At 54.2% G+C, this 21,585-nt stretch carries 21 protein-coding genes; 14 read left to right on the forward strand and 7 right to left on the reverse strand.

The features are described 5' to 3' along the window. The first annotated feature begins 2 nt into the window (after window positions 1-2). The 10 genes from kdsC to rnk all read left to right on the forward strand — a co-directional run bounded on the left by kdsC (window position 3) and on the right by rnk (window position 6,684). Complete coding sequence (kdsC, locus tag NXT09_RS20255; RefSeq protein WP_010296644.1) at window positions 3-569, forward strand: 3-deoxy-manno-octulosonate-8-phosphatase KdsC; 567 nt, start codon at window positions 3-5, stop codon at window positions 567-569. After that, window positions 566-1,132, forward strand: coding sequence for an LPS export ABC transporter periplasmic protein LptC (gene lptC, locus NXT09_RS20260; protein WP_075277779.1), 567 nt, complete (start codon window positions 566-568; stop codon window positions 1,130-1,132). Before kdsC ends, lptC begins: the two co-directional genes overlap by 4 nt. Beyond that, the gene (gene lptA, locus NXT09_RS20265; RefSeq protein WP_039535302.1) at window positions 1,113-1,685 is read left to right on the forward strand and encodes a lipopolysaccharide ABC transporter substrate-binding protein LptA; all 573 of its coding nucleotides are present in this window, start codon (window positions 1,113-1,115) and stop codon (window positions 1,683-1,685) included. Before lptC ends, lptA begins: the two co-directional genes overlap by 20 nt. Window positions 1,686-1,688: 3 nt before the next feature. Continuing rightward, window positions 1,689-2,414, forward strand: coding sequence for an LPS export ABC transporter ATP-binding protein (gene lptB / locus NXT09_RS20270; RefSeq protein WP_010296638.1), 726 nt, complete (start codon window positions 1,689-1,691; stop codon window positions 2,412-2,414). A 49-nt stretch (window positions 2,415-2,463) separates the two neighbouring features. Beyond that, window positions 2,464-3,897, forward strand: coding sequence for an RNA polymerase factor sigma-54 (rpoN, locus tag NXT09_RS20275; protein WP_240584315.1), 1,434 nt, complete (start codon window positions 2,464-2,466; stop codon window positions 3,895-3,897). A 23-nt stretch (window positions 3,898-3,920) separates the two neighbouring features. Further along, entirely contained in the window at window positions 3,921-4,208 is a 288-nt protein-coding gene (gene hpf / locus NXT09_RS20280) for a ribosome hibernation promoting factor (RefSeq protein WP_010296634.1), read from the forward strand. A gap of 95 nt (window positions 4,209-4,303) precedes the next feature. Continuing rightward, window positions 4,304-4,777: a PTS IIA-like nitrogen regulatory protein PtsN gene (ptsN, locus tag NXT09_RS20285; protein WP_039279069.1), complete on the forward strand. Its 474-nt coding sequence runs from the start codon at window positions 4,304-4,306 to the stop codon at window positions 4,775-4,777. Between the two features lie 159 nt (window positions 4,778-4,936). Next, a complete protein-coding gene (rapZ, locus tag NXT09_RS20290; RefSeq protein WP_010296630.1) occupies window positions 4,937-5,794 on the forward strand; it encodes an RNase adapter RapZ in 858 nt (285 codons plus the stop codon). A 31-nt stretch (window positions 5,795-5,825) separates the two neighbouring features. Continuing rightward, window positions 5,826-6,098 carry a PTS phosphocarrier protein NPr gene (npr, locus tag NXT09_RS20295; RefSeq protein ID WP_010296626.1) on the forward strand — a complete coding sequence of 91 codons (273 nt, stop codon included), beginning with the start codon at window positions 5,826-5,828 and terminating at the stop codon, window positions 6,096-6,098. A gap of 175 nt (window positions 6,099-6,273) precedes the next feature. After that, the gene (rnk, locus tag NXT09_RS20300; protein ID WP_014913850.1) at window positions 6,274-6,684 is read left to right on the forward strand and encodes a nucleoside diphosphate kinase regulator; all 411 of its coding nucleotides are present in this window, start codon (window positions 6,274-6,276) and stop codon (window positions 6,682-6,684) included. 85 nt (window positions 6,685-6,769) lie between these two features. Here the strand turns inward: rnk and pmbA are convergent, their stop codons facing one another. Next, entirely contained in the window at window positions 6,770-8,110 is a 1,341-nt protein-coding gene (pmbA, locus tag NXT09_RS20305; RefSeq protein ID WP_268580987.1) for a metalloprotease PmbA, read from the reverse strand. Window positions 8,111-8,405: 295 nt separating this feature from the next. Between pmbA and yjgA the strand changes: the two genes are divergently transcribed. Next, complete coding sequence (gene yjgA, locus NXT09_RS20310; protein WP_205554199.1) at window positions 8,406-8,957, forward strand: ribosome biogenesis factor YjgA; 552 nt, start codon at window positions 8,406-8,408, stop codon at window positions 8,955-8,957. A 109-nt stretch (window positions 8,958-9,066) separates the two neighbouring features. On the opposite strand, the gene NXT09_RS20315 is transcribed toward yjgA, so the two are convergent. The 4 genes from NXT09_RS20315 to aaeX form a co-directional block, all read right to left on the reverse strand. Then, window positions 9,067-10,521, reverse strand: a complete 1,455-nt coding sequence (locus NXT09_RS20315; protein WP_268580988.1) for an NAD-dependent succinate-semialdehyde dehydrogenase — start codon at window positions 10,519-10,521, stop codon at window positions 9,067-9,069. Window positions 10,522-10,660: 139 nt separating this feature from the next. Continuing rightward, on the reverse strand, window positions 10,661-12,649 hold the full coding sequence (gene aaeB / locus NXT09_RS20320; RefSeq protein WP_268581012.1) for a p-hydroxybenzoic acid efflux pump subunit AaeB: 1,989 nt from the start codon (window positions 12,647-12,649) through the stop codon (window positions 10,661-10,663). Window positions 12,650-12,660: 11 nt separating this feature from the next. After that, window positions 12,661-13,626 (reverse strand): p-hydroxybenzoic acid efflux pump subunit AaeA, encoded by a 966-nt coding sequence (gene aaeA, locus NXT09_RS20325; RefSeq protein ID WP_205554334.1) that lies wholly within the window; start codon window positions 13,624-13,626, stop codon window positions 12,661-12,663. A gap of 7 nt (window positions 13,627-13,633) precedes the next feature. Further along, on the reverse strand, window positions 13,634-13,837 hold the full coding sequence (gene aaeX / locus NXT09_RS20330) for a p-hydroxybenzoic acid efflux pump operon protein AaeX (protein WP_005975424.1): 204 nt from the start codon (window positions 13,835-13,837) through the stop codon (window positions 13,634-13,636). 332 nt (window positions 13,838-14,169) lie between these two features. On the opposite strand from aaeX, the gene aaeR reads away from it, so the two are divergent. The 3 genes from aaeR to NXT09_RS20345 all read left to right on the forward strand — a co-directional run bounded on the left by aaeR (window position 14,170) and on the right by NXT09_RS20345 (window position 16,156). Then, window positions 14,170-15,105 (forward strand): HTH-type transcriptional activator AaeR, encoded by a 936-nt coding sequence (gene aaeR, locus NXT09_RS20335; RefSeq protein ID WP_102117075.1) that lies wholly within the window; start codon window positions 14,170-14,172, stop codon window positions 15,103-15,105. A gap of 151 nt (window positions 15,106-15,256) precedes the next feature. After that, window positions 15,257-15,553 (forward strand): hypothetical protein, encoded by a 297-nt coding sequence (locus NXT09_RS20340; protein WP_268580989.1) that lies wholly within the window; start codon window positions 15,257-15,259, stop codon window positions 15,551-15,553. Between the two features lie 9 nt (window positions 15,554-15,562). Next, window positions 15,563-16,156 carry a hypothetical protein gene (locus NXT09_RS20345; protein ID WP_268580990.1) on the forward strand — a complete coding sequence of 198 codons (594 nt, stop codon included), beginning with the start codon at window positions 15,563-15,565 and terminating at the stop codon, window positions 16,154-16,156. Window positions 16,157-16,232: 76 nt separating this feature from the next. Here the strand turns inward: NXT09_RS20345 and tldD are convergent, their stop codons facing one another. Beyond that, window positions 16,233-17,678 (reverse strand): metalloprotease TldD, encoded by a 1,446-nt coding sequence (gene tldD, locus NXT09_RS20350; RefSeq protein ID WP_268580991.1) that lies wholly within the window; start codon window positions 17,676-17,678, stop codon window positions 16,233-16,235. Window positions 17,679-17,734: 56 nt separating this feature from the next. Next, window positions 17,735-21,565, reverse strand: a complete 3,831-nt coding sequence (yhdP, locus tag NXT09_RS20355) for an AsmA2 domain-containing protein YhdP (protein WP_268580992.1) — start codon at window positions 21,563-21,565, stop codon at window positions 17,735-17,737. Window positions 21,566-21,585 lie beyond the last annotated feature (20 nt).

The raw sequence follows: 21,585 nt of genomic DNA on the forward strand, positions 1-21,585 counted from the left end.
GAATGAGTGAGGTCAGGGCGCAAACCGATACCTGCTATGGGCCTGTCGATCAACAGGTACTGGATAAAGCCCGTGAGGTTCGCCTGTTAATTTGCGACGTTGACGGCGTGATGTCCGATGGTCTGATTTATATGGGTAATCACGGCGAAGAACTGAAAGCCTTTAACGTCCGCGACGGCTATGGTATTCGCTGCTTGCTGACGTCCGATATTGAGGTTGCCATCATTACCGGGCGTTCAGCAAAACTGCTGGAAGATCGGTGTAAGACGCTGGGCATTAACCATCTTTATCAGGGGCAATCGGATAAGGTTTTGGCCTTCAACGATCTGTTGGATAAACTGTCAGTAACGGCAAATCAGGTGGCGTATATCGGCGACGATATGATCGACTGGCCAGTGATGGCACAGGTCGGGCTGAGCGTTGCCGTGGCAGACGCCCACCCGCTGCTGTTACCACGCGCAGATTATGTCACCCGCATTGCGGGAGGTCGTGGCGCAGTACGTGAGCTGTGTGATTTGATTCTGTTCTCGCAGGACAAGCTGGAGCATGCCAAAGGGTTGTCAATATGAGTAAAACCAAGCGTTGGCTCACCGCCTTCCTGGCCCTGTTAGTGCTTATCCTCATCGGCTGGAATATTGCGGATGACGACACGGTAGCGGCACCGGATGCGAACGACCCCGCCGTGCCGGTTTATACCAGCGAAAAGACGAACACGCAGGTATACAGCCCTGCGGGTAAGCTGAGCTACAGACTGATTTCGGAAAAAGCGGAATATTTCAACGACGAGCAGTTGAGCTGGTTTACCAAGCCTGTTGCCACGCTGTTCAATGAACAAGGCACGGCAACCTGGTCAGTACGCGCCGATCGCGCCAAGCTGACAAAAGACAAGATGCTCTATCTGTACGGCAACGTTGAGGTGAATAGCCTGACGAAAGACGCACAGCTTCAGCGCATCACAACGAATAATGCCCAGGTGAATCTGGTCACGCAGGACGTCTCTTCCGATGATGAAGTCACCCTGTACGGCGCCAGCTTCACGTCAAGCGGAATGAAAATGCGCGGGAATCTGCGTAACAAAACGGCCGAGTTGATCGAAAAGGTAAAAACCTCTTATGAAATCCAAAACCAATAATCTGATGCGTAACACCCTGATCGCCAGCTCGCTGTTCGCCGTCAGCGTTTCCGCTTTTGCCGTGACCGGCGATAGCAATCAACCTATTCACATTGATTCAGCACAGCAATCTCTGGACATGCAGGGCAACACGGTAACGTTCACCGGTAATGTTGTCGTGAAGCAAGGCACGATTGAAGTAAAAGCCGACAAGGTCGTCGTGACGCGTCCACAAGGCACGCAAGGCAGTGAAGTGGTGGAAGGTTACGGCAACCCCGTGACGTTCTACCAGATGCAGGACAACGGCAAACCGGTGAAAGGTCACGCGCAGAAAATCCGCTACGAGCTGGCCAAAGACTTTCTGGTGCTAACGGGCAATGCCTATCTGGAACAGCAGGACAGCAATGTCAAAGGCGATCGCATCACCTATCTGGTGAAACAGCAACAGATGGAAGCGACCAGCGACAAAGGAAAACGCGTGACGACGGTGTTGGTCCCTTCTCAGCTTCAGGAGAAAGAGAACAAGAGCCAGCCTTCTCGTTCTCAGCAACCGCAACCACGGGTCACTGAATAAGTTATGGCAACATTAACCGCAGAAAATCTAGCCAAGGCGTACAAAGGCCGTAAGGTCGTGGAAAACGTCAGTCTCACCGTGAATTCCGGCGAGATCGTCGGCCTGCTTGGGCCGAACGGTGCTGGCAAAACAACAACGTTCTACATGGTCGTGGGTATTGTTCCGCGTGATGAAGGACGAATCGTCATTGACGATGACGACATCAGCCTGCTTCCTTTGCACGAACGTGCGCTGCGCGGTATCGGCTATCTGCCGCAGGAAGCCTCTATCTTCCGCCGCTTAAGCGTGTATGACAATCTGATGGCGGTGTTACAGATCCGTAAAGATCTGACGACCGAACAGCAGGAAGATCGTGCCAATGAGCTAATGGAAGAATTCCATATTATTCATTTGCGCGATAGTCTGGGACAATCGCTGTCCGGTGGAGAAAGACGCCGCGTAGAGATTGCGCGTGCGCTGGCAGCGAATCCGAAGTTCATCCTGCTGGATGAACCGTTTGCGGGCGTAGACCCGATCTCCGTACTGGATATTAAAAAAATCATTGAGCATCTGCGTGACAGCGGGCTTGGCGTGTTGATTACCGATCATAACGTCCGCGAAACGCTTGATGTCTGTGAACGAGCCTACATCGTGAGTCAGGGTAACCTGATCGCCCACGGTTCACCGACCGACATTCTGGCCGATGAACAGGTGAAACGCGTCTATCTGGGCGAAGGCTTCCGACTCTGATAGGGTAATATTTTATCTTTGCAGTACTTATGGGACGTTAGCGCGATTTATGAAGCAAGGTTTGCAACTCAGGCTTAGCCAGCAACTGGCCATGACTCCACAGCTCCAACAGGCGATCCGCCTGTTGCAACTGTCCACGCTTGAATTGCAACAGGAAATTCAACTGGCGCTGGAAAGCAATCCGTTGCTCGAACAAACGGATCAGCACGACGAAATCGAGTCATTTGAAAAGGCAGACAGCGACTCACTGGATACCGGTGAAGCCCTCGAACAAAGAGACATGCCGGAAGAATTGCCACTCGATGCGACCTGGGATGAAATCTACTCCGCAGGCACGCCGTCGGGCACTGGCACCGACTATCGCGATGAAGAACTGCCGATTTACCAAGGCGAAACCACGCAAACGCTTCAGGATTACCTGATGTGGCAGGTTGAGCTAACGCCGTTTTCCGATACCGACGCGGCTATCGCGACCTCTATCGTCGATGCAGTGGACAACACCGGCTACCTGACCGTACCGCTGCAGGACATTCTTGACAGCATCGGTGACGACGACGTGACGCTGGAAGAAGTTGAAGCCGTACTCAAACGCGTGCAGCGCTTCGATCCCGTTGGCGTCGCCGCTCGCGATCTGCGTGATTGTCTGCTGGTGCAGCTTTCCCAGTTTGTCGACGACACGCCACGCTTAGCCGAAGCGCGTCTGATCGTCAGCGATCATCTCGATCTGTTAGCCAATCATGATTTCCGCAGCCTGATCCGCATCACGCGCCTGAAAGAAGACGTGCTGAAAGAAGCGCTGGCGCTGATCCAATCGCTCGATCCCCGTCCGGGACAGTCGATCAACACCGGTGAATCCGAATACGTAATTCCTGACGTGCTGGTACGTAAAGTTCAAGGGATCTGGGCCGTCGAACTGAACACCGACAGCGTTCCCCGGTTGCAGATTAACCAGCAGTATGCGGCGCTGGGTAACAGCGCGCGCAACGACAGCGACGGGCAGTTTATTCGTAGCAATCTGCAAGAAGCGCGCTGGCTCATCAAAAGCCTGGAAAGTCGCAATGACACGCTGCTGAAGGTCACCCGCTGCATCGTCGAGCAGCAGCAGGATTTCTTCGAGCAGGGCGAAGAATTCATGAAGCCCATGGTACTGGCAGACATCGCTCAAGCGGTGGATATGCATGAATCCACCATCTCACGCGTGACGACACAGAAGTTCCTGCACAGCCCACGCGGCATTTTTGAGCTAAAATATTTCTTCTCCAGCCACGTTAATACCGATAGCGGCGGAGAAGCCTCGTCAACGGCAATCCGCGCGTTGGTGAAGAAGCTTATTGCAGCGGAAAACCCCGTGAAGCCACTGAGCGATAGCAAGCTTACGGCACTGCTCTCCGATCAGGGCATCATCGTGGCGCGTCGAACCGTGGCAAAATACCGAGAGTCTTTATCTATCCCACCATCGAATCAGCGTAAACAACTGGTTTGATCTCAACAGAGAAGGAAGACACTATGCAGCTCAACATTACCGGACACCACATCGATATCACTGAACCACTGCGTGATTTTGTGAATGGCAAGTTTGCCAAATTAGAGCAGTATTTTGACCGGATTAATCAGGTCAATGTGGTATTGAGAGTGGAAAAAGTTCAGCAAATTGCCGAGGCCACGCTCCACGTTAATGGCGGCGAGCTGCATGCAACCTCAGAGGCGGCAGATATGTACGCCGCGATAGATTTATTGATTGATAAGCTGGCGAGACAGCTCAATAAGCATAAAGATAAACTCAAGCAGCACTAATTTTCTCCTTTGCCGTTTGGCAAAGGACAAACTCGGCCCATCCATCGGGTGGGTCGGAATCACCAGAAGTGAAAGCGTCGTTAAGTGAAAATAAAATGAACCACGATCCCGTATTGCAGCTCAGCACCGTATTACGTCCTGAGTGCACCCGAAGCACCGTCCACTGCCAGAGTAAGAAACGGGCATTGGAAATTATCAGTGAGCTGGCCGCCAGGCAGCTTAACATTCCTTCGCAGATTATCTTTGATGCCATCCTGACCCGGGAGCGGATGGGCAGCACGGGAATCGGCGGCGGCATTGCCATTCCTCACGGTAAGCTGGAAGACGATAATGCGCTGGGTGCCATCGGTGTTTTCATCCAGTTAGAGCAGCCGATCGCTTTCGATGCCATTGATAATCAGGCCGTTGATCTGCTTTTTGCCTTGCTGGTTCCAGCGGAACAATGTAAAACCCATTTGCATACCCTGTCGCTTGTTGCCAAGCGGCTGGCAGATAAAACGGTTTGCCGACGCCTGCGTGCGGCGCAAAGCGATGAAGAGCTGTACCAGATTATGACGGAAGCCGGTTAAGCCGGATGGTAGTCATGTTCACGATGACGGGCGATTTGCTGGGATTCAGAGAATGCTTGCAATCCATGCGCTAAGCCGTCATTTTTTTAGCTATACATCACTTTATAAAAACAGTGGCAATGAAAATTCGCCATCACATTGCCAGAGGGGAGTCGTCAGATGGTGCTGATGATTGTCAGTGGTCGCTCAGGTTCAGGAAAATCTGTCGCCCTGCGCGCACTGGAAGATATGGGGTTCTACTGCGTAGATAACCTGCCAGTGGTTCTACTGCCAGAACTGGCTAATACGCTTGCGGCACGTAACATTTCCGCAGCAGTCAGCATTGACGTGCGCAATATGCCGGAATCACCAGAGATCTTCGAGCATGCCATGGAGCAACTGCCACCCAGCTTCTCGCCTCAACTGCTGTTTCTGGATGCCGATCGCAATACGCTGATTCGTCGCTACAGTGACACCCGTCGCCTTCACCCGCTCTCCAGCAAGAATCTGTCACTGGAAAGCGCCATTGATGAAGAAAGCGACCTGCTGGAGCCGCTGCGTTCACGCGCCGACCTGATTATCGACACCTCAGAGATGTCGGTACATGAACTGGCCGAAATGCTGCGTACCCGACTGCTCGGCAAGCGAGAACGCGAGCTCACGATGGTGTTCGAATCGTTCGGCTTCAAGCACGGTATCCCTATCGATGCGGATTACGTCTTTGACGTGCGCTTCCTACCTAACCCGCATTGGGATCCGAAACTGCGCCCGATGACCGGTCTGGATAAGCCCGTTGCATCCTTCCTCGACAGGCACACCGAAGTTCACAACTTCATCTACCAGACCCGCAGCTATCTGGAACTGTGGCTGCCGATGCTGGAAACCAATAACCGCAGCTACCTGACCGTCGCCATTGGCTGTACCGGCGGTAAACACCGCTCCGTCTACGTCGCCGAACAGCTGGCTGACTACTTCCGCTCACGCGGTAAGAACGTGCAGTCGCGCCACCGTACGCTGGAAAAACGTAAACCCTCGTAATCGTCGGCAAACCAGTACAACCAGGTAACCTATGACAGTCCGGCAAACGGTTGAAATCAAAAACAAGCTGGGCATGCACGCTCGCCCAGCCATGAAGCTGTTCGAGCTGGTGCAGAGCTTTGATGCAGAAGTGATCCTGCGTAATGACAGCGGCACCGAAGCCGAAGCCAGCAGCGTGATTGCTATGCTAATGCTGGACTCGGCCAAAGGGCGGCTCATCGAGGTAGAAGCGACGGGTCCGGATGAAGAACAGGCGCTTGCCGCCGTCATCGGGCTGTTCGAAGCCGGGTTCGACGAAGACTAGCGATTTCCTTGTATGACGGGTATCTGCCAGCCTTCGTGACAAGGATCGCTTCACTTTCCTCCCCGAACCTCCTACTATCTACCTCTATAAATCATAATATTTTCTTATACCCCCTGCTCCTTTGGGTGCGGGGGGTTATTTTTATATCATCTGAAAATACCAACTGGAGAGGAGTATGACGAAACCTAACCTGACAATCAGTGAATTGGATGCAGAACGTCTGGATATGTTATTGGAGCAGCCCGCCTTTGCGGACAGCGATATCGCACAGGCGTTAAATGAGGAGCTGGATCGGGCGGACATTCTGCCTTCGGCATCAATTCCCTCACATGTCGTCACCATGAATAGTCGGGTGCGTTTCCGCGATCTGAATACCAACGAAGAGCACATCCGCACGCTGGTTTATCCGGCCGCGGTGAAGGACAGTCAGGAACCGCTGTCGGTGATGGCTCCGCTGGGCGCGGCACTATTGGGAATGCATGTGGGAAATTCGATCACCTGGCAGTTGCCAAACGGTGAAGAAACGCGAATTGAAGTACTAGAACTACTCTATCAGCCAGAAGCCGCAGGCGAGTACCACCGCTAAATTAGCGAGTATGATGCCCACTATCGGCATAGAGTAACAGCCGTCGGACACTGCCGACGGCGACGGTTATTCACAAAGAGCAGGCTTATTCCCCTGCGATCTTCATCTCTGGCAGCAACACGGAACCACACTGGATATTGCTTCGGGTTTCGATATCGTTCCCCACCGTCACAATATTACGCAGCATGTCTTTCAGGTTACCCGCGATGGTAATCTCGCTAACCGGATACTGAATTTCGCCGTTTTCGACCCAGAAGCCGGATGCTCCACGGGAATAATCCCCCGTCACACCGCTCACACCCTGCCCCATCAATTCGGTCACCAGCAGGCCTTTGCCCATCTGTTTCAACATACCGTTGAAATCCAGACCCTGTCCGGCAATCCGCCAGTTATGAATGCCACCCGCATGGCCGGTGCTCTGCATTCCCAACTTACGCGCGGAGTAGCTTGTCATGAGCCAGGTCTGCAACACGCCTGCCTTCACAATGTCACGCGCCTGCGTCCGCACGCCTTCGCTGTCGAACGGTGTAGAGGCCAGCCCTCTCAGCAGATGCGGCTGTTCCTCAATCGTCAGCCACTCCGGCAGAATCTGCTGACCCAGCTTATCCAGCAGGAAAGTGGATTTACGATAAACGCTGCCCCCGCTGATGGCGCCAACCAAATGGCCAAACAGGCCCGTCGCCACTTCCGCAGAAAACATCACCGGTGCCTGCATGGTGGACAGTTTACGCGGGGACAGGCGGGATAACGTGCGGCGTGCACACTCTTCGCCTACCCATTCCGGGCTGCGCAAGTCATCCAGCGCACGGCCGACGGTGTAGGCATAGTCCCGCTCCATATCGCCATTTACTTCGGCAATCACACAGCTGGACATGGAGTGACGGCTAGAGCAGTAGCTTTTCAGCAGACCGTGGCTATTGCCGAATACCTTAACGCCGTAGTGGCTGTTAAAACTGCCGCCTTCGGTGTTGGTGATGCGCTTATCAGCCTGTAAGGCGGCCTGCTCTGCGCGAGCGGCTAATTCAATGCCGCGATCCGCATCCAGCTCGGTCGGATGGAACAGATCCAGATCCGGCGCGTCAAACGCCAGAAGATCGCGATCCGCCGGGCCAGCAAAAGGATCTACAGAGGTATAACGAGCAATATCCAGCGCGGCCTGTACGGTACGGGCTATCGCATCCGGGCTGAGATCGGTAGACGATGCGCTGCCTTTACGCTGTTGGTGATAAACCGTAATACCCAACGCACCATCGCTGTTGAATTCAACATTTTCAACATCACCATAACGGGTACTGACGCTAATGCCCGTCGTTTTTGACACCGCGACTTCTGCCGCATCAGAACCGGCACGCGCCAGTTCCAGCGCCTGAGCAACCGCGAGCTCCAGCGCTTTACGCTGCTCTGCAACCTGAGTAGTTATCGTCATTGTTCTGCCATAATGAGTGGAAGAAAGCTCACCATCATCATCCCCGCAACGAGCACGAAAGGGGCGTATACTCTCTATACTTCGCGCAGCCAACACGCAGGTAACGTGAAGTATGAGGAGCATAAAATGGTGTAGCATAATGCTTTCTAGTCTAACAGGATCTACGGACAATTTCGCACAAAGCCCAAACCTGTTAGTATCAGCCTCTTTTTTCTGGTGGGCACGCTGTTCACCATCCCGGAGCCGCTACGCGTAGCGTTACGAATTGCTCCTGGACACTTTTTAGGAGCCAACCATGAAGCAAAAGTACGAAGACTGGCTGAATGACGTCCCAGATAACCAAGAAGACGACGAAGATGATGAAATTATCTGGGTCAGCAAAAGTGAAATAAAGCGCGATGCCGAAGCGCTGAAAGATCTCGGCGCGGAACTGGTCGATCTGGGTAAAAACGCCCTGGAGAAGATCCCGTTGGACGACGATCTGCGTGCGGCGGTGGAACTGGCGCAGCGGATCAAGAAAGAAGGCCGCCGCCGCCAGCTACAGCTGATTGGTAAAATGCTGCGCGCCCGCGATCCAGAGCCGATCCAAACCGCGCTGGATAAGCTGAACAACCGTCATAATCAGCAGGTGGCGTTATTCCACAAGCTGGAACAGCTGCGCGACCGTCTGATTGAAGAGGGTGACGACGTAGTCCCCGATATTCTGGCGCTGTATCCTCACGCTGACCGTCAGCAGTTACGTTCTCTGGTGCGTAATGCGCAGAAAGAGAAAGCGACGAATAAACCGCCGAAATCCGCCCGCCAGATCTTCCAGTATCTGCGCGAACTGGCTGAGACCAAAGACTAACGGCGATCGTGGGATGAGGAGCATGCCTCATTCATCCCACGTATTACCTATACTGTCTTATCGGTATTCAATCGGATTCGATCAGTTCCGATCGCAACATCCCTTCAGATCACAACCCGCCCAAATGCCAGGTTTTCACTTCCAGAAACTCGTCCAGCCCCAGAACCGAGCCTTCGCGGCCTAATCCTGACTCTTTCACACCGCCGAAGGGGGCTAATTCGGTTGAAACCGCGCATTCGTTAATACCAACCATGCCGCTCTCCAGCGCTTCTGCCACGCGGAACACACGCTGCAAATTCTGGCTGTAGAAGTAGGCGGCCAGACCAAACGGCGTATTGTTGGCGCGCTGAATCACCTCTTCTTCCGTTTTGAAACGGAAACAGGGAGCAACCGGACCAAACGTTTCTTCCTGCGCCAGCAGCATCGCTTCGTTGGCATCAACAATCACCGTCGGCTCAAAGAAGCTGTGGCCCAGCTTGTGCCGTTTACCACCGACCAGCGCCTTACCTCCCTTTTCCACCGCGTCATTGACGTGCTTTTCTACTTTCTCAACGGCAGCATCGTCAATCAGCGGACCGAGTACAACGCCGTCATCCATACCGTTACCGACCTTCAGCTTCTTCACTTCTTCCGCGAGCAGAGAGACAAACTCATCGTAGACGCCATCCTGAATATAAAACCGGTTGGCGCTGACACAAACCTGACCCGCATTACGGAAACGGTTAGCTATCGCGCCTTTCACTGCGGCCTGAATATCCGCGTCATCAAACACGATATAAGGCGCGTTGCCGCCCAGTTCCATCGACACTTTCTTCATGGTATCTGCCGCGTTGCGCACCAGCGTTTTCCCCACTTCTGTCGAGCCGGTGAAGGAAATTTTGCGCACTTTATCGCTCGCCATGACGGTATCGCTGATCGCCTGCGTATCGCCTGCCACGCCGTTGAGTACGCCATCCGGCACACCCGCCTGCTGCGCCAGCGCCAACAGGGCAAACGCAGACAGCGGCGTGTTGTTCGCAGGTTTGATGACGCCGGTACATCCCGCGGCCAGCGCCGGCCCCAGCTTACGCGTCAGCATCGCCAGCGGGAAATTCCACGGTGTAATGGCGACAACGACCCCAACGGGTTCACGCGTGGCGTAAATCTTCGATCCGGGCTTAGCCGGCGGAATAATCTCACCGTTCGCCCGCTTGCCCTGCTCAGCAAACCACTGAATGAAATTCGCCGCATAGACGACTTCACCTTCGGCTTCCTGCACGGGCTTGCCCTGCTCGGCGGTCATCAACTCCGCCAGATAGCGTTTATTTTCCAGAATCAGTTCGTACCAGCGGTACAGAATTTCAGAACGCTCCTTCGCGGTTTTACGCTTCCAGGCAGGAAAGGCGGCATAGGCGGCGTCAATCGCCGCCTGCGTCTCTTTCTTTCCCGCTTTCGCCACGCTGGCAATCGACTCGCCCGTCGCCGGATTCACGACCTCGAAGGTCGCGCCGCTCTGCTGCCATTTCCCCGCAGCAAAGTAGCCCGTTTTAAACAGTTCATGATTCTGCAGATTTTGTCCTGACATCGTATTACCTCCTGAAAAGGGTCATATTCCATGACGTTATGAGGGAAGCTATAGATAATTCAGTATAGAAGTGATGGGCGGAGGCTGCGGTACTCTCGGATTAATCGTCAGAGTTACCGCTCCACCTCGCCCACTGAGATTAGTTGCTCAGCGCATGCTGATAGTCACGCAGGATCCCGGTCAATCGCCCGACAGGCGCTGTTACGCTCGGCGGTAGCTGCTGTTCTGTCAGCATCTGCTGGTAGCGTTCAAGCTCGTCCAACAGCTGCGTGAAATAGCGGCTGCGCGTGCTATCGCGTCGGGCCGAAATCACCTGCTCCGCCGTTGCACGAATTTGGCGATGAAAGGCAGACAGCGCCGCGTTTTGCGGAATATCCAGCGTCCTCAGACGCTGGTGCATGATGATTAGCCACAGTGCGAGACGATACTTGGCGATATCGTCAGGGAAGCGGCTCAGCAGCAGGAACAGCTGTTGATACAGCGCTGGCAGGTGGTTTTCCTTGCGACGCGCCGTGTTGGTCGTCAGTGCTGAGACCGCGCCATACACAAAGCGGTTCAGCAGCGTTCTCCCCGTGTGTGCCTTGGTGTTATCCCGGATCAACAGGATCACCATCAACGCCAGAAAACAGCCGATGATCTGGCCGATCGCGCTGTCCAGAAACTGACTGACGTTGAACGTCATCGGGTTATCTAACACCAGAATATTGATCGTACTGGCCAGTGCACCCAGTGAGCCGAGTCGACGTTTTTGTACTTCAAGGCCGAGGAAGAAGGCCATTGTCCCCAGACTCAGGCACAGCAGCAGCATACTTTGCTGCGTTGACGGCATGATAAACATGAACATCAGCGCCCCCAGCGGCAGCGCGTAGATCGTCCCGAAAAGAAAATCCTTCGCCATCATCTGCGGGTTCGGCAACCGCATGGCAAGCGACGTCACCACCGCAATCATCACCATACACACGCTGCCAGAAGTCCAGCCAGTGCTCAGCCAGAACAGACAACCCAACGCCGTCGCTACGCCAGTGCGTAAGCCATTAATCATGGCGTGATGGGTTTCAGCCGATGGCACTTTAATTTCCACTTCACTGTTCAGCACGTCAGCTTCAATCGTATTGATACGTCCGTTGGTCTGCACGCCCTTCGCCAACAGCAGGTAGCGCGTCGCCGCTCCGACCCAACTGCTCAGCATCGGCGGCACGTCACGGCTGTCCGCCGCAATCAGCTGGCGCAATGTTTTCACACGGCAATGCACGTCGCGAAACGACTCAACAGGCTGATCCAACAGCTGTTTCAGGCCGCTTTTTACGGGAGTCGGGGCGTCCTGCAAAATCAGGTAGGTTTCACACGCCTGTGTAATCATCGTGAGCGATTGCGTATGCAGCGACGTTAAACGGCGATTGCTGTTCTGCCAGCGCGAGGACTCCAACATCAGGCTGCTGTGCATGCCGTTTAGCGCGGTTGTTTTGCGCACCAGTGCGTGCCATGCCTTGTCTATTGCGTCTTTCTCCGCCCCGCTCATGCAGAGTTGCAGTAACCGATACTGATCCACCAAGAGTTCACCGATACTGCGGTCAACATCCTGCTTGATCGAGCGTGGTGAGAACAGCAAATCCGCCAGAATCGCACAGACGATGCCCAACACAATCTCGCTACAGCGTTCCACGGCAAACTGCGGCGTCAGCAGCGGTGTTCCCTGCGTCGACACAATAATAATCAGCGCGGTATAGCCCGCTAGCCCGAACACATAGGCGTTTTCGACTTTAACCAGCGAGGAAACCCAGGTGCATAAGCCTGCCCAAATACAGCACAGCATCAACATCACAACCGGTGCACGAACGGTAGCGATGATGATGACAAGTGCGCCGATACAACCGATAAAGGTGCCGACAACGCGTAGCATGCCACGATGGCGAATGGCGCCAGAGAATGGCTCACCGCCCGCAGCAAAGGCCGGACCCGCGGCGACAATCGCCGCCGTCAGCACCGACCAGCGCGGTGTTTCCAACTGGAGATGGAAGCCCAGAAACAGGGACAGCACAATCGCGAAGCTCAGTTTGAAAGCGAAGCGAAGGCGCGCAAACTGCGGCGTTGTAAAGAACATAGCGCCTGTTAGCGACGGAGTTTTCATCATCGCCTCACTTAGCCAAACTCACGCAGGCGATAAAGGAGACGGATGAGCGGCGATGGCGCTTTATCATTGTTGACCTGCTCACCCGTGATCACTACGGTAGCCGTAGTGCCAGCCGGGTAGAGGTCGCCCATTTGGCGATCGAGGCGAATTTTTACCGGCACACGTTGCGCCAGACGTACCCATTCCAGATTGGAATCCACGTTGGCCAGGCCTTTACTGTTCGCGCTGTTACTGTTGTTATTCACCCCAGCCGCCACACTATCGACCGTGCCATAAAAGATCTTTTCGCTACCCAGCGGCGTAATCTCCACCCGGTAGCCACGACGCACGCCTTCAAGCTTGGTCTCTTCCATGTACGCTAGCAGGTAGAACGAGTCCTTCTTCACCAGCGCCACCGCCGTGTTACCGCGCTCGATAAACTCACCGCTCTGCACATGCAGGTTGGTCACCCAGCCGTCGGCAGGGGCACGTACCACGGTGCGTTCCAGCTCCAGTTGCGCCAGTGACAATACCGCCTGCGCTTTAGCAAGCTGGTGCGTGGCGGTTTCCAATGCATTACTGGACTGATCGATATTTTCCTGTGACATCGCATTGATACCCAGTCGCGCCCGGCGTCCTGATTCCCGACGTTTTTCCGTCACCAGAGCCTGATAGTAGGCAACATCGGCTTCCGCCTGCGCCACCGCCTGATGGTAGCGCGGCTGGTCGATAACAAACAGCACGTCACCTTTGTTCACCAGTTGATTGTCCGTAACGCGAACATCGCTCAATAACCCGCTGACGTCCGGCGCAATCGCCACGACATCCGCCGTAAATTTGGCATCACGCGTCCAGGGTGATTCGGTATAGAACGCCCAGACCCGGAAAATCGCCACAATCGCACACAGCACAATCACCAGCGTAATGACCACGCGGCTCAGTTTTTTGATCAGCACGGCCTGCTGTCTAAACAAGGGTAAAAAGAAAGCTTTCACAGACACCTCACAGACCGTAACGGAACAGTAAATAGAACAGACAGCAGAACAGCGCGCTGTTAAACAACGCAGGATGCCAGACGAAGTCATAGATCCCCGTCGGTTGCAGCAGGCGATTCACGACAAAAAACAGGGTCAGCGATACCAGCAAGACAAAAAATACGGGGGGAAATGACAGCCCGAACAGCACCATAACCGGGAGTGAACTCATCCTCTTTTCCTTTTTCTATTAGAGAGCGGTAACGAGCAGGTGCGCTACCGGGTGGTAAATTATGTCGTCTGGCGGCCTTTAAGCACCGACAACAGAGCCTCATCCCGCAGGCGAGCAGCCAACGGATGGGATAGCGTTAAACTGATGAATAGCGATGTCAGCAGGGGCTGACTAACGATGGGAAATCAGCGTATTACTCTAATTGGGTAAATAAACACAATCATTGAATGGCTCTGTTCTGCCCAGAACCATCGGATAGGCTATATTATGGATGCTTATTATCACCTTATCTACATAGCGTGATCTAAATCACTTTTAAGCCAGAGTGAATAATGGAAAGACTAAAGAGTATGTCGGTGTTTGCCCGCGTGGTGGAATTTGGTTCTTTTACCGCTGCAGCCCGTCAGTTACAGATGAGCGTATCCGCCGTCAGCCAGACCGTTACCAAGCTTGAAGATGAGCTACAGATTAAGCTGCTTAATCGCAGTACGCGCAGCATTGGTTTGACGGAAGCGGGGAAAATCTATTACCACGGCTGTCGCCGCATGCTGCATGAGGCGCATGAGGTCCATGAGCAGCTTTACGCCTTCAACAACACGCCGATCGGCACGCTGCGCATCGGCAGTTCTTCCACTATGGCGCAGAATGTGTTGTCCACCATGACTGCCGCCATGCTGAAGGAATATCCCGGTTTGTCCGTCAATCTGGTCACCGGAATTCCCGCTCCCGATCTGATTGCTGACGGGCTGGATATCGTTATCCGCGTCGGCGCGCTACAGGATTCCAGCCTGTTCTCGAAACGCTTAGGCTCGATGCCCATGGTGGTCTGTGCCGCAAAAAGCTATCTGGCGCAGCACGGCACGCCGGATAAACCAGCAGATATGGTGAATTTTTCCTGGCTGGAATACAGCGTACGTCCCGACAGCGAATTCGAGCTGATTGCCCCGGAAGGCATTTCGACCCGCGTCACGCCACAGGGACGCTTTGTCACTAACGATCCACAAACGCTGGTACGCTGGCTTAAGGCCGGCGCGGGTATCGCGTACGTGCCGCTCATGTGGGTTGTCGACGAAATTAACCGTGGTGAAATCGAGATTCTATTTAACCGCTACCACTCCGATCCGCGCCCGGTCTACGCGCTCTACACCCGAAAAGACAACCTGCCGCTAAAAGTACAAGTCTGCATTAACTACATGACGGAATACTTCAAAAACGTCGCCCTGACATATCAGGGCTATCGGCAGAATCATAGCGAGGAAAAAAAGTAGGTTTTGCAAAGAGGAAAATGCGAGGCGTTTCCCTCTTTCATACAAAACACATCCCGATCCCGCCATCCGTGCGTTATACCTCTTTCCTTCGTTCAGGAAAGTAAAATCACATGGCTAACGTACGAATAAATTCGTACAATATAGGTGAGAGATGGGATTCAAGGATGCCAAAAAGCAGCTTATTGTCTGTTTGCAGTCAGGTAATGTTCTGCATGAGGCCAGAGGGAATATCAGCACGAAGAATTTGCTGGCAACCGGACAAATATCAATAGCAGAACTCATTGATATTATTTATCAATCTGCCGGGCCATCTTACTCCTCTTCACCCCATCATTTTGCAGCGCATATTGATGTTCATATCATCCGTTGCCGCCATCGGGGAATACCGTGGTATATCAAATGGTATTTCACCAAGCCGGATTGTGTCTTTATTAGCGTCCACCATTGAGGCGATAACATGAGAATTTTCAAAGTCGGCGATACACAGGCCGCTCTCTGTAACACATGCCAGTCACTTGAAACCGCGACGTTTCAGCTTAAAGACGTCCCGTTTAGCGATAATAGCGGCGTGGTGAGACAGGTTTTGGTTGGCGTTTGCGAACGCTGCGGAAATGTTGCCATCATCCCCCATCAGTCTACCCCCTTGATTAAGAAAGCGCTGGATGTGCAACGTAAAGCGTTGGAAAGTAGAGTGCCCGCACACATGATAGACATCCTGAATCTGGCAAGTTGCGAATTAGGTGGGGAGCCCGATTTTATTCCCACGCTGATGAAATATTATCTGCACACACTGGCGGCTGACCACGCAGCGGCAAAAGATATCCCGCGTTTTCTACAAAGTGATTTGGCAAAAGGAAAATCCGAGAAACGTCTTTCGCTTAAAGGTCGACATGTCGCGACAGACATTGATGTACTAAAAACCACGACAAACATCTCCAGCACAACAGACCTGTTAAAAGGCATTGTTCTCAAGATTAAGGAAGACGTTTTGGTACAGCGGGATGAAATACACATCAAGCAGCTCAAATCGATTATTGCCGCTGTGTCCTGATTGTGTACTCCGCTACATAAAAAAACCGTGCTAATAAAGCACGGTTTTAAAGGAAACTCGGGGGGTACAAAACGAATTATGCGGTGCCGCCGACGGTCAGACTTTCCAGCTTCAGCGTAGGCTGACCCACGCCGACAGGCAGGCTTTGCCCTTCTTTGCCGCACACGCCGACGCCTTTATCCAGCGCCAGATCGTTGCCGACCATCGAGATCTGCTGCATCGCTTCAATGCCGGAGCCAATCAGCGTGGCACCTTTGACTGGCGTAGTAATTCGACCTTTTTCGATCAGGTATGCTTCGGATGTCGAGAAGACGAACTTGCCAGAGGTGATATCGACCTGACCGCCGCCAAAGTTTGGCGCATACAGGCCGTATTCGACGCTGGAGATAATCTCTTCCGGCGTGGATTTACCGGCCAGCATGTAGGTGTTCGTCATACGCGGCATCGGCAGATGCGCATAAGATTCGCGGCGACCGTTACCCGTCGGCGCAACGCCCATCAGACGAGCATTCAGCTTGTCCTGCATGTAGCCTTTCAGAATACCGTTTTCGATCAGGACATTATATTGCCCTGGAACGCCTTCATCGTCCATCGAGAGCGAGCCGCGACGCCCGGCCAGCGTGCCGTCGTCCACCACCGTACACAGCTCTGACGCAACGAGTTTCCCCATCTGCCCGCTGAATACTGATGTACCACGACGGTTAAAATCACCTTCCAGACCATGACCAACTGCTTCATGCAGCAGTACGCCCGGCCAGCCAGCACCCAACACCACAGGCATTGGCCCGGCAGGAGCGGCCACCGCCGACAGGTTAACTAGCGCCATCCGCACGGCTTCTTTCGCCCAGGCGTCAACGCGCGCTTCGCCGTCAGCCACTTCCCAGAAATAGTCATAGCCGCCACGCATGCCGCCGCCGCTCGAACCGCGTTCACGTTTACCCTCAGATTCAACCAGCACGCTGATCGACAGACGAACCAGCGGGCGCACATCCGCCGCCAGCGTACCGTCCGTCGCCGCTACCAGCACCAGCTCATACACGCCGGTCAGGCTGGCTGACACTTCTTGCACGCGCGCATCTGCGGCACGCGCGACCGTATCGGCACGCTGCAACAGCGCAATTTTGTCCTCACGCGTCAGGCTATCCAGAGGGTTCAACGTTGGATAAAGCGCATGATGCGACACCGCTCCCAACGTGTGCGCAGTCCCTGTGCCTTGTTCCCGCACAATGCTGCGTGCAGCCTGCGCGCTCTGATGCAATGCGTTCAGCGTGATCTGATCGGCATAAGCAAACCCGGTCTTTTCACCGTCAATCGCACGGATACCCACACCCTGATCGATATTGTAAGAACCGTCTTTAATGATGCGATCTTCTAGTACCCACGACTCATGGTAGCTGGACTGGAAATAGAGATCGGCATAGTCCAGTCGACGCTCATTAAGCGACCCCAGCACAGCGGCAAGATCGTCAAGATTCAATTTATTGGCGGTGAGTAACTGCTCACTGACAAACGAAAGGCTCATAGTTTTTCACTCTTTATCAGATAATCGGCTGAGTACGCTGCGCTGCCCCAACGGCATTATTCGCCTTTCTTCTTGTTCGGCTCACGCAGCACTTCCTGAATCTTTGGCTGATCGAGGCTACCGGAAATCTGGTAGCGAATCAGCGAAATCTTGTTCCATAGCGGTGCCAACACTTTACTGGCAGCAAACACCGCGGCCCCGACAACCGGGTTAACGGCAAATGCGGTCGCCACCCCCACCGTCGCGGAAATTTCCGGAGCGATAACCGCTTCCATATTGACCTGTCGCTTAGCGAGATCGAGATCGCCTTTTATCGCGATATCGGCCTCCAGCCCGTCGACCAACATATCATCAGTATGCAACACGCCGTCTTTAATCCATGCCGTGTTGCGAATCGAGTCAAAGTAAAATCCGCGACCAAACGTATCGCTAAAATCGAACCGCAGCTTACGCATCAGCGCATCAAAGCTCAATAAACGCAGCAATTGGCCGGCCTGACCCGTGCCGACCTCAGCAATTTCACCTTTGCCGATACGCGTGTGCAATATTCCGCTCAGGCTGGCAATATCCGGCGCCCAAGGCGTACCACGCCAGTACAGATCGTAGTCCACATCGAAAGAACCGGCTTTCAGCGGTGAATCAACGCCAAACCAGTTAGCGTTCTGCTCCAGGCTATCCCCCGTCAGGCGGCCTTTTAGCGCCGTCCGCACGCCTTCCGCGTTTTCCTGCCAGGAACCGTTTACCGTCAGGCGGGCTTTGCCCGTATCAATCATACCGTCTGCCAGCGTTAATTTTTCCTTTTCTGGCAGCAGCGTCCCCTGAATACGTCCCATATTCTGCCCGATAATCCAGCACTGGCGACAGTTAACCGCCAGCGACGGCCAGTCTTCAAAGCTGATGCTCGGATCATTAAGCGGTGATTTTTTCTCTGCTAATGCCACCGGATTGGTCGCTTCATTCCCTTTCCACTGAGGATTGTAGTAGAGATAATTGATGTCGCTGCGCCACATGCCGCGATTGGGTATCTCAACCGTTCCGTCAATTTCGCGTCCTTTTGCCTGCACTTCACTGCCAGCAAGCGTATTTTTACGCGTGACTTCCAGATCGTGCCACTGCTGCCCCAGCAGTTGCAGCTCAGGCGTCCGCAGCGTCACCGCTTCTGGGAAACGAAGCGTACTGTGCGCTTTTTTTCCTTCCGCTGATGTCGAGGCACGCAGCGAAGGCAGGAGTCCCAGCCAGCTTTCAGCATCCAGCGGCGGAAGATCGAGCACCAGCGAGGAATCTTCTGGTAATGCAGGAGCCGCCGTTGCCCCGTTCTGCCAGCTTGCTCGCGCCAGCGTCACGGTGTCGCCTTTCAGCAGCCATTGACTATTGAAGTGGTTATCCTTACCCAGCCGTCCCTGCATCGCGAAACCGTTCAGGTCACCGCTAGCTTTTACCTCCAGCGGCAGGCTCTCGCCAGCGGGTTTACTTAGCGGGTTAGGTAAGCGACTACTTACTTTATTTAAATCAGCTTGCACATCAACAGCATACGTTGTTTTACCGGAATGCGGCAGGTTGACGGCCACAGTACTCTTCCAGCCAGCCGTACCAGACAGGGCTTTGCTGGCCGATGCCGGTAAACCGGGCAAGAGCGCAGGCTGCCAGTCGCCCTGCAAGCCAACATTCACCAGAAAAGCCTTCGCTTGCTCTTCCGTCGTGAAATTGACCGCCATCGGCTGATTCATCCAGTTCGCTTGAAGTGTGTCACTGCGTAAGTTGCCGTTTTCATAGCGGAACTTACCGGTCAGATTCTTAATTGTGGTATCCAGCGGCTTGATGTAGAGGCTGTTATTGTTCAGCGCGATATCACCACTGGCGCGGACGTCGTCACCGGCAAGCGGGATATCCAGATGCAGTGTGCCTTTCACTGGCCCGCCAATTTTCAGCTCATCCAGCGCCGTACCCAGCGAGGATTTCAGCGGCGTCTGATGAAAATAGTTCCCCACTTCAGGCCCCGGACCGTCCAGTTCGCCATCGACGAGCAGCATCTCTTTTTCATAATCGGGAATGACCGCGCTAATGTTTTTGCCTTCCACCTTGCCCAGCCAGACTTGCGGCGCAAACATCCACAGACCGTTGTTGGCAAAGTCCAGATTGATATCCAGCGGCGTCAGCGCAGGCCAACCCGGCTGAAATTCGAAGGTGGCCTCTTTAACCGGCACCCAGACTTCAAACTGGCCTTCGTTGTGCGTATACGGGAAATGCTGCGGGTTACCGGCAAAGATCAGCGTGGCGTTATCGACATGGCCGCCTTTCAGCGCACCACTCAGATAGTCCACCAGCTCGGTGCCCATAAACAGTTCAGGATAATAGCGCCAGGCATCCGCCGCATCGGTCAGCCGAATACCCGCCAGAATATCCAGCTTCGGTTCCTGTTTAGCGGGCTGTTCATAGCGGAAATCACCGTTAGCCCATAGCGATTTGGCCTGCACGTCCAGTCCATGACTCCAGAGCGCCAGACCCTGTGCGTCATTACGCCAGTCAATCGTGCCGCTAGCCTGCTTGATTTCCAGCGGCGCGCGGAACATATCAACATAGGGCAGCGTGCTCTGCTTTAACGCGACGCTGACTTGACCACGCTCTACGCTACCGCGGGCAGAGCCAGAGAAATGATCGACCCCCGGCAGTAATTTCCACTGTTTCCAGCTCACATCCTGCCAGTTGGCCTGAAAACGGCTTCGCTCCGGCTGTTGCAGAGGGATATCGACGGCAACGGTATTCAGCGTGCCCGTCGGTTGCAGCTCATCCCAGCGCGCTTTCAATTCTGGCGTCGTGCCGGACAGCAGCGGAAGCAGCGTGCTTACCCGCTCCAATGCTACGTTGCTGGCTCGAACGCGCAGCTCTTCCTGCCGATCGGGCCCTAGCATGTGTTCATTTTTTGGCAGCCAGAGCGCGGAGAGCCGACCTTTCGGCCAGGCGACGCCATCCGTTGCCACATTCAATTCAGGCACATCCACCTGCCAGCCATTTTCCTGACGGCCAATGTGCAGCGTCATGTCATCCACATTCAGGCGATGCGCATCGCTGCCTTCACCCCAGCCTGCCGTTCCGTGATTGAGGAACACATCACCGCTGTGGATGTCGCCGTCACGGACGTTCAACCAGGCTGCCAGACTAAAGTCGGCACTTTCCAGCCCGGTCGTGTTTTTCATCCAGCGGCTGAGCCAAGGCTTCATATCGATATTGTCAGCTTGCAGGTAGAACGTGCCGTTGCTGAGCAGCCCCTGATCGTCGTGCAGGTCCATGCGCATCTGCACGACGCCGTGCTGACCATTAAAACTCGACAGGCTGATCAAGCCTTCCGCCCGGTGACGTTTCTCGGAATTCAGCCAGGTCAGTTGCGGGATGCTCAGCTCCGCGCGGGAACCGGAAGGGGTAAGAAAGGTAATCTGGCTGTCACGCAGGTCAAAGTGGTCAAACTGGCGCAGGAAAAGATCGCTGACCTTTCCTGATTCCATCAGTTTGCTATCCTGCTGCTGCCCGGTAAATTGGCTATTAATATCCAGTTTTAATTGGTGAAACGTGAGATCGCGAAACTGCCAGCGCCCGTGTAGCAGCGACTGCCACACATCCAGCGCCAGCGTAATGCGTTCAACCTGCCAGTCCGATTCCGGCAGGGACGTGCGAAGCTTTTCAATTTCCAGCGTGGGGCCAAAGGACTCCCAGCGCCCCGTCATCGAGCCGATTTCTAACGGAACACCGGCAGCAGACTGCGCCCAGGCCACCAGCTGTGGCCGGAAGTGATCGAGCTGTGGCAGCACCAGTCTTAAGCCGCTGACTAACAGCGCTACCATCACGACAAGAGTGGCACCCGTGATGATGAGTATTCCGGGCAGTCGCCTCACTAATTTCTCCTTCTTTCGTC

Origin of the sequence: Pectobacterium jejuense (assembly GCF_026800125.1) — a bacterium.
GTDB lineage: Bacteria > Pseudomonadota > Gammaproteobacteria > Enterobacterales > Enterobacteriaceae > Pectobacterium > Pectobacterium jejuense.

Bases quoted from the DNA above. Each gene is read 5' to 3' on its own strand.
- rpoN (WP_240584315.1), top strand. From the start codon at position 2,464: ATGAAGCAAGGTTTGCAACTCAGGCTTAGCCAGCAACTGGCCATGACT.
- lptA (WP_039535302.1), top strand. From the start codon at position 1,113: ATGAAATCCAAAACCAATAATCTGATGCGTAACACCCTGATCGCCAGC.
- aaeB (WP_268581012.1), bottom strand. From the start codon at position 12,649: ATGAAAACTCCGTCGCTAACAGGCGCTATGTTCTTTACAACGCCGCAG.
- lptC (WP_075277779.1), top strand. From the start codon at position 566: ATGAGTAAAACCAAGCGTTGGCTCACCGCCTTCCTGGCCCTGTTAGTG.
- ptsN (WP_039279069.1), top strand. From the start codon at position 4,304: ATGAACCACGATCCCGTATTGCAGCTCAGCACCGTATTACGTCCTGAG.
- NXT09_RS20345 (WP_268580990.1), top strand. From the start codon at position 15,563: ATGAGAATTTTCAAAGTCGGCGATACACAGGCCGCTCTCTGTAACACA.
- aaeX (WP_005975424.1), bottom strand. From the start codon at position 13,837: ATGAGTTCACTCCCGGTTATGGTGCTGTTCGGGCTGTCATTTCCCCCC.
- lptB (WP_010296638.1), top strand. From the start codon at position 1,689: ATGGCAACATTAACCGCAGAAAATCTAGCCAAGGCGTACAAAGGCCGT.
- NXT09_RS20315 (WP_268580988.1), bottom strand. From the start codon at position 10,521: ATGTCAGGACAAAATCTGCAGAATCATGAACTGTTTAAAACGGGCTAC.
- kdsC (WP_010296644.1), top strand. From the start codon at position 3: ATGAGTGAGGTCAGGGCGCAAACCGATACCTGCTATGGGCCTGTCGAT.
- pmbA (WP_268580987.1), bottom strand. From the start codon at position 8,110: ATGACGATAACTACTCAGGTTGCAGAGCAGCGTAAAGCGCTGGAGCTC.
- yjgA (WP_205554199.1), top strand. From the start codon at position 8,406: ATGAAGCAAAAGTACGAAGACTGGCTGAATGACGTCCCAGATAACCAA.
- hpf (WP_010296634.1), top strand. From the start codon at position 3,921: ATGCAGCTCAACATTACCGGACACCACATCGATATCACTGAACCACTG.
- rnk (WP_014913850.1), top strand. From the start codon at position 6,274: ATGACGAAACCTAACCTGACAATCAGTGAATTGGATGCAGAACGTCTG.
- NXT09_RS20340 (WP_268580989.1), top strand. From the start codon at position 15,257: ATGGGATTCAAGGATGCCAAAAAGCAGCTTATTGTCTGTTTGCAGTCA.
- tldD (WP_268580991.1), bottom strand. From the start codon at position 17,678: ATGAGCCTTTCGTTTGTCAGTGAGCAGTTACTCACCGCCAATAAATTG.
- aaeR (WP_102117075.1), top strand. From the start codon at position 14,170: ATGGAAAGACTAAAGAGTATGTCGGTGTTTGCCCGCGTGGTGGAATTT.
- npr (WP_010296626.1), top strand. From the start codon at position 5,826: ATGACAGTCCGGCAAACGGTTGAAATCAAAAACAAGCTGGGCATGCAC.
- rapZ (WP_010296630.1), top strand. From the start codon at position 4,937: ATGGTGCTGATGATTGTCAGTGGTCGCTCAGGTTCAGGAAAATCTGTC.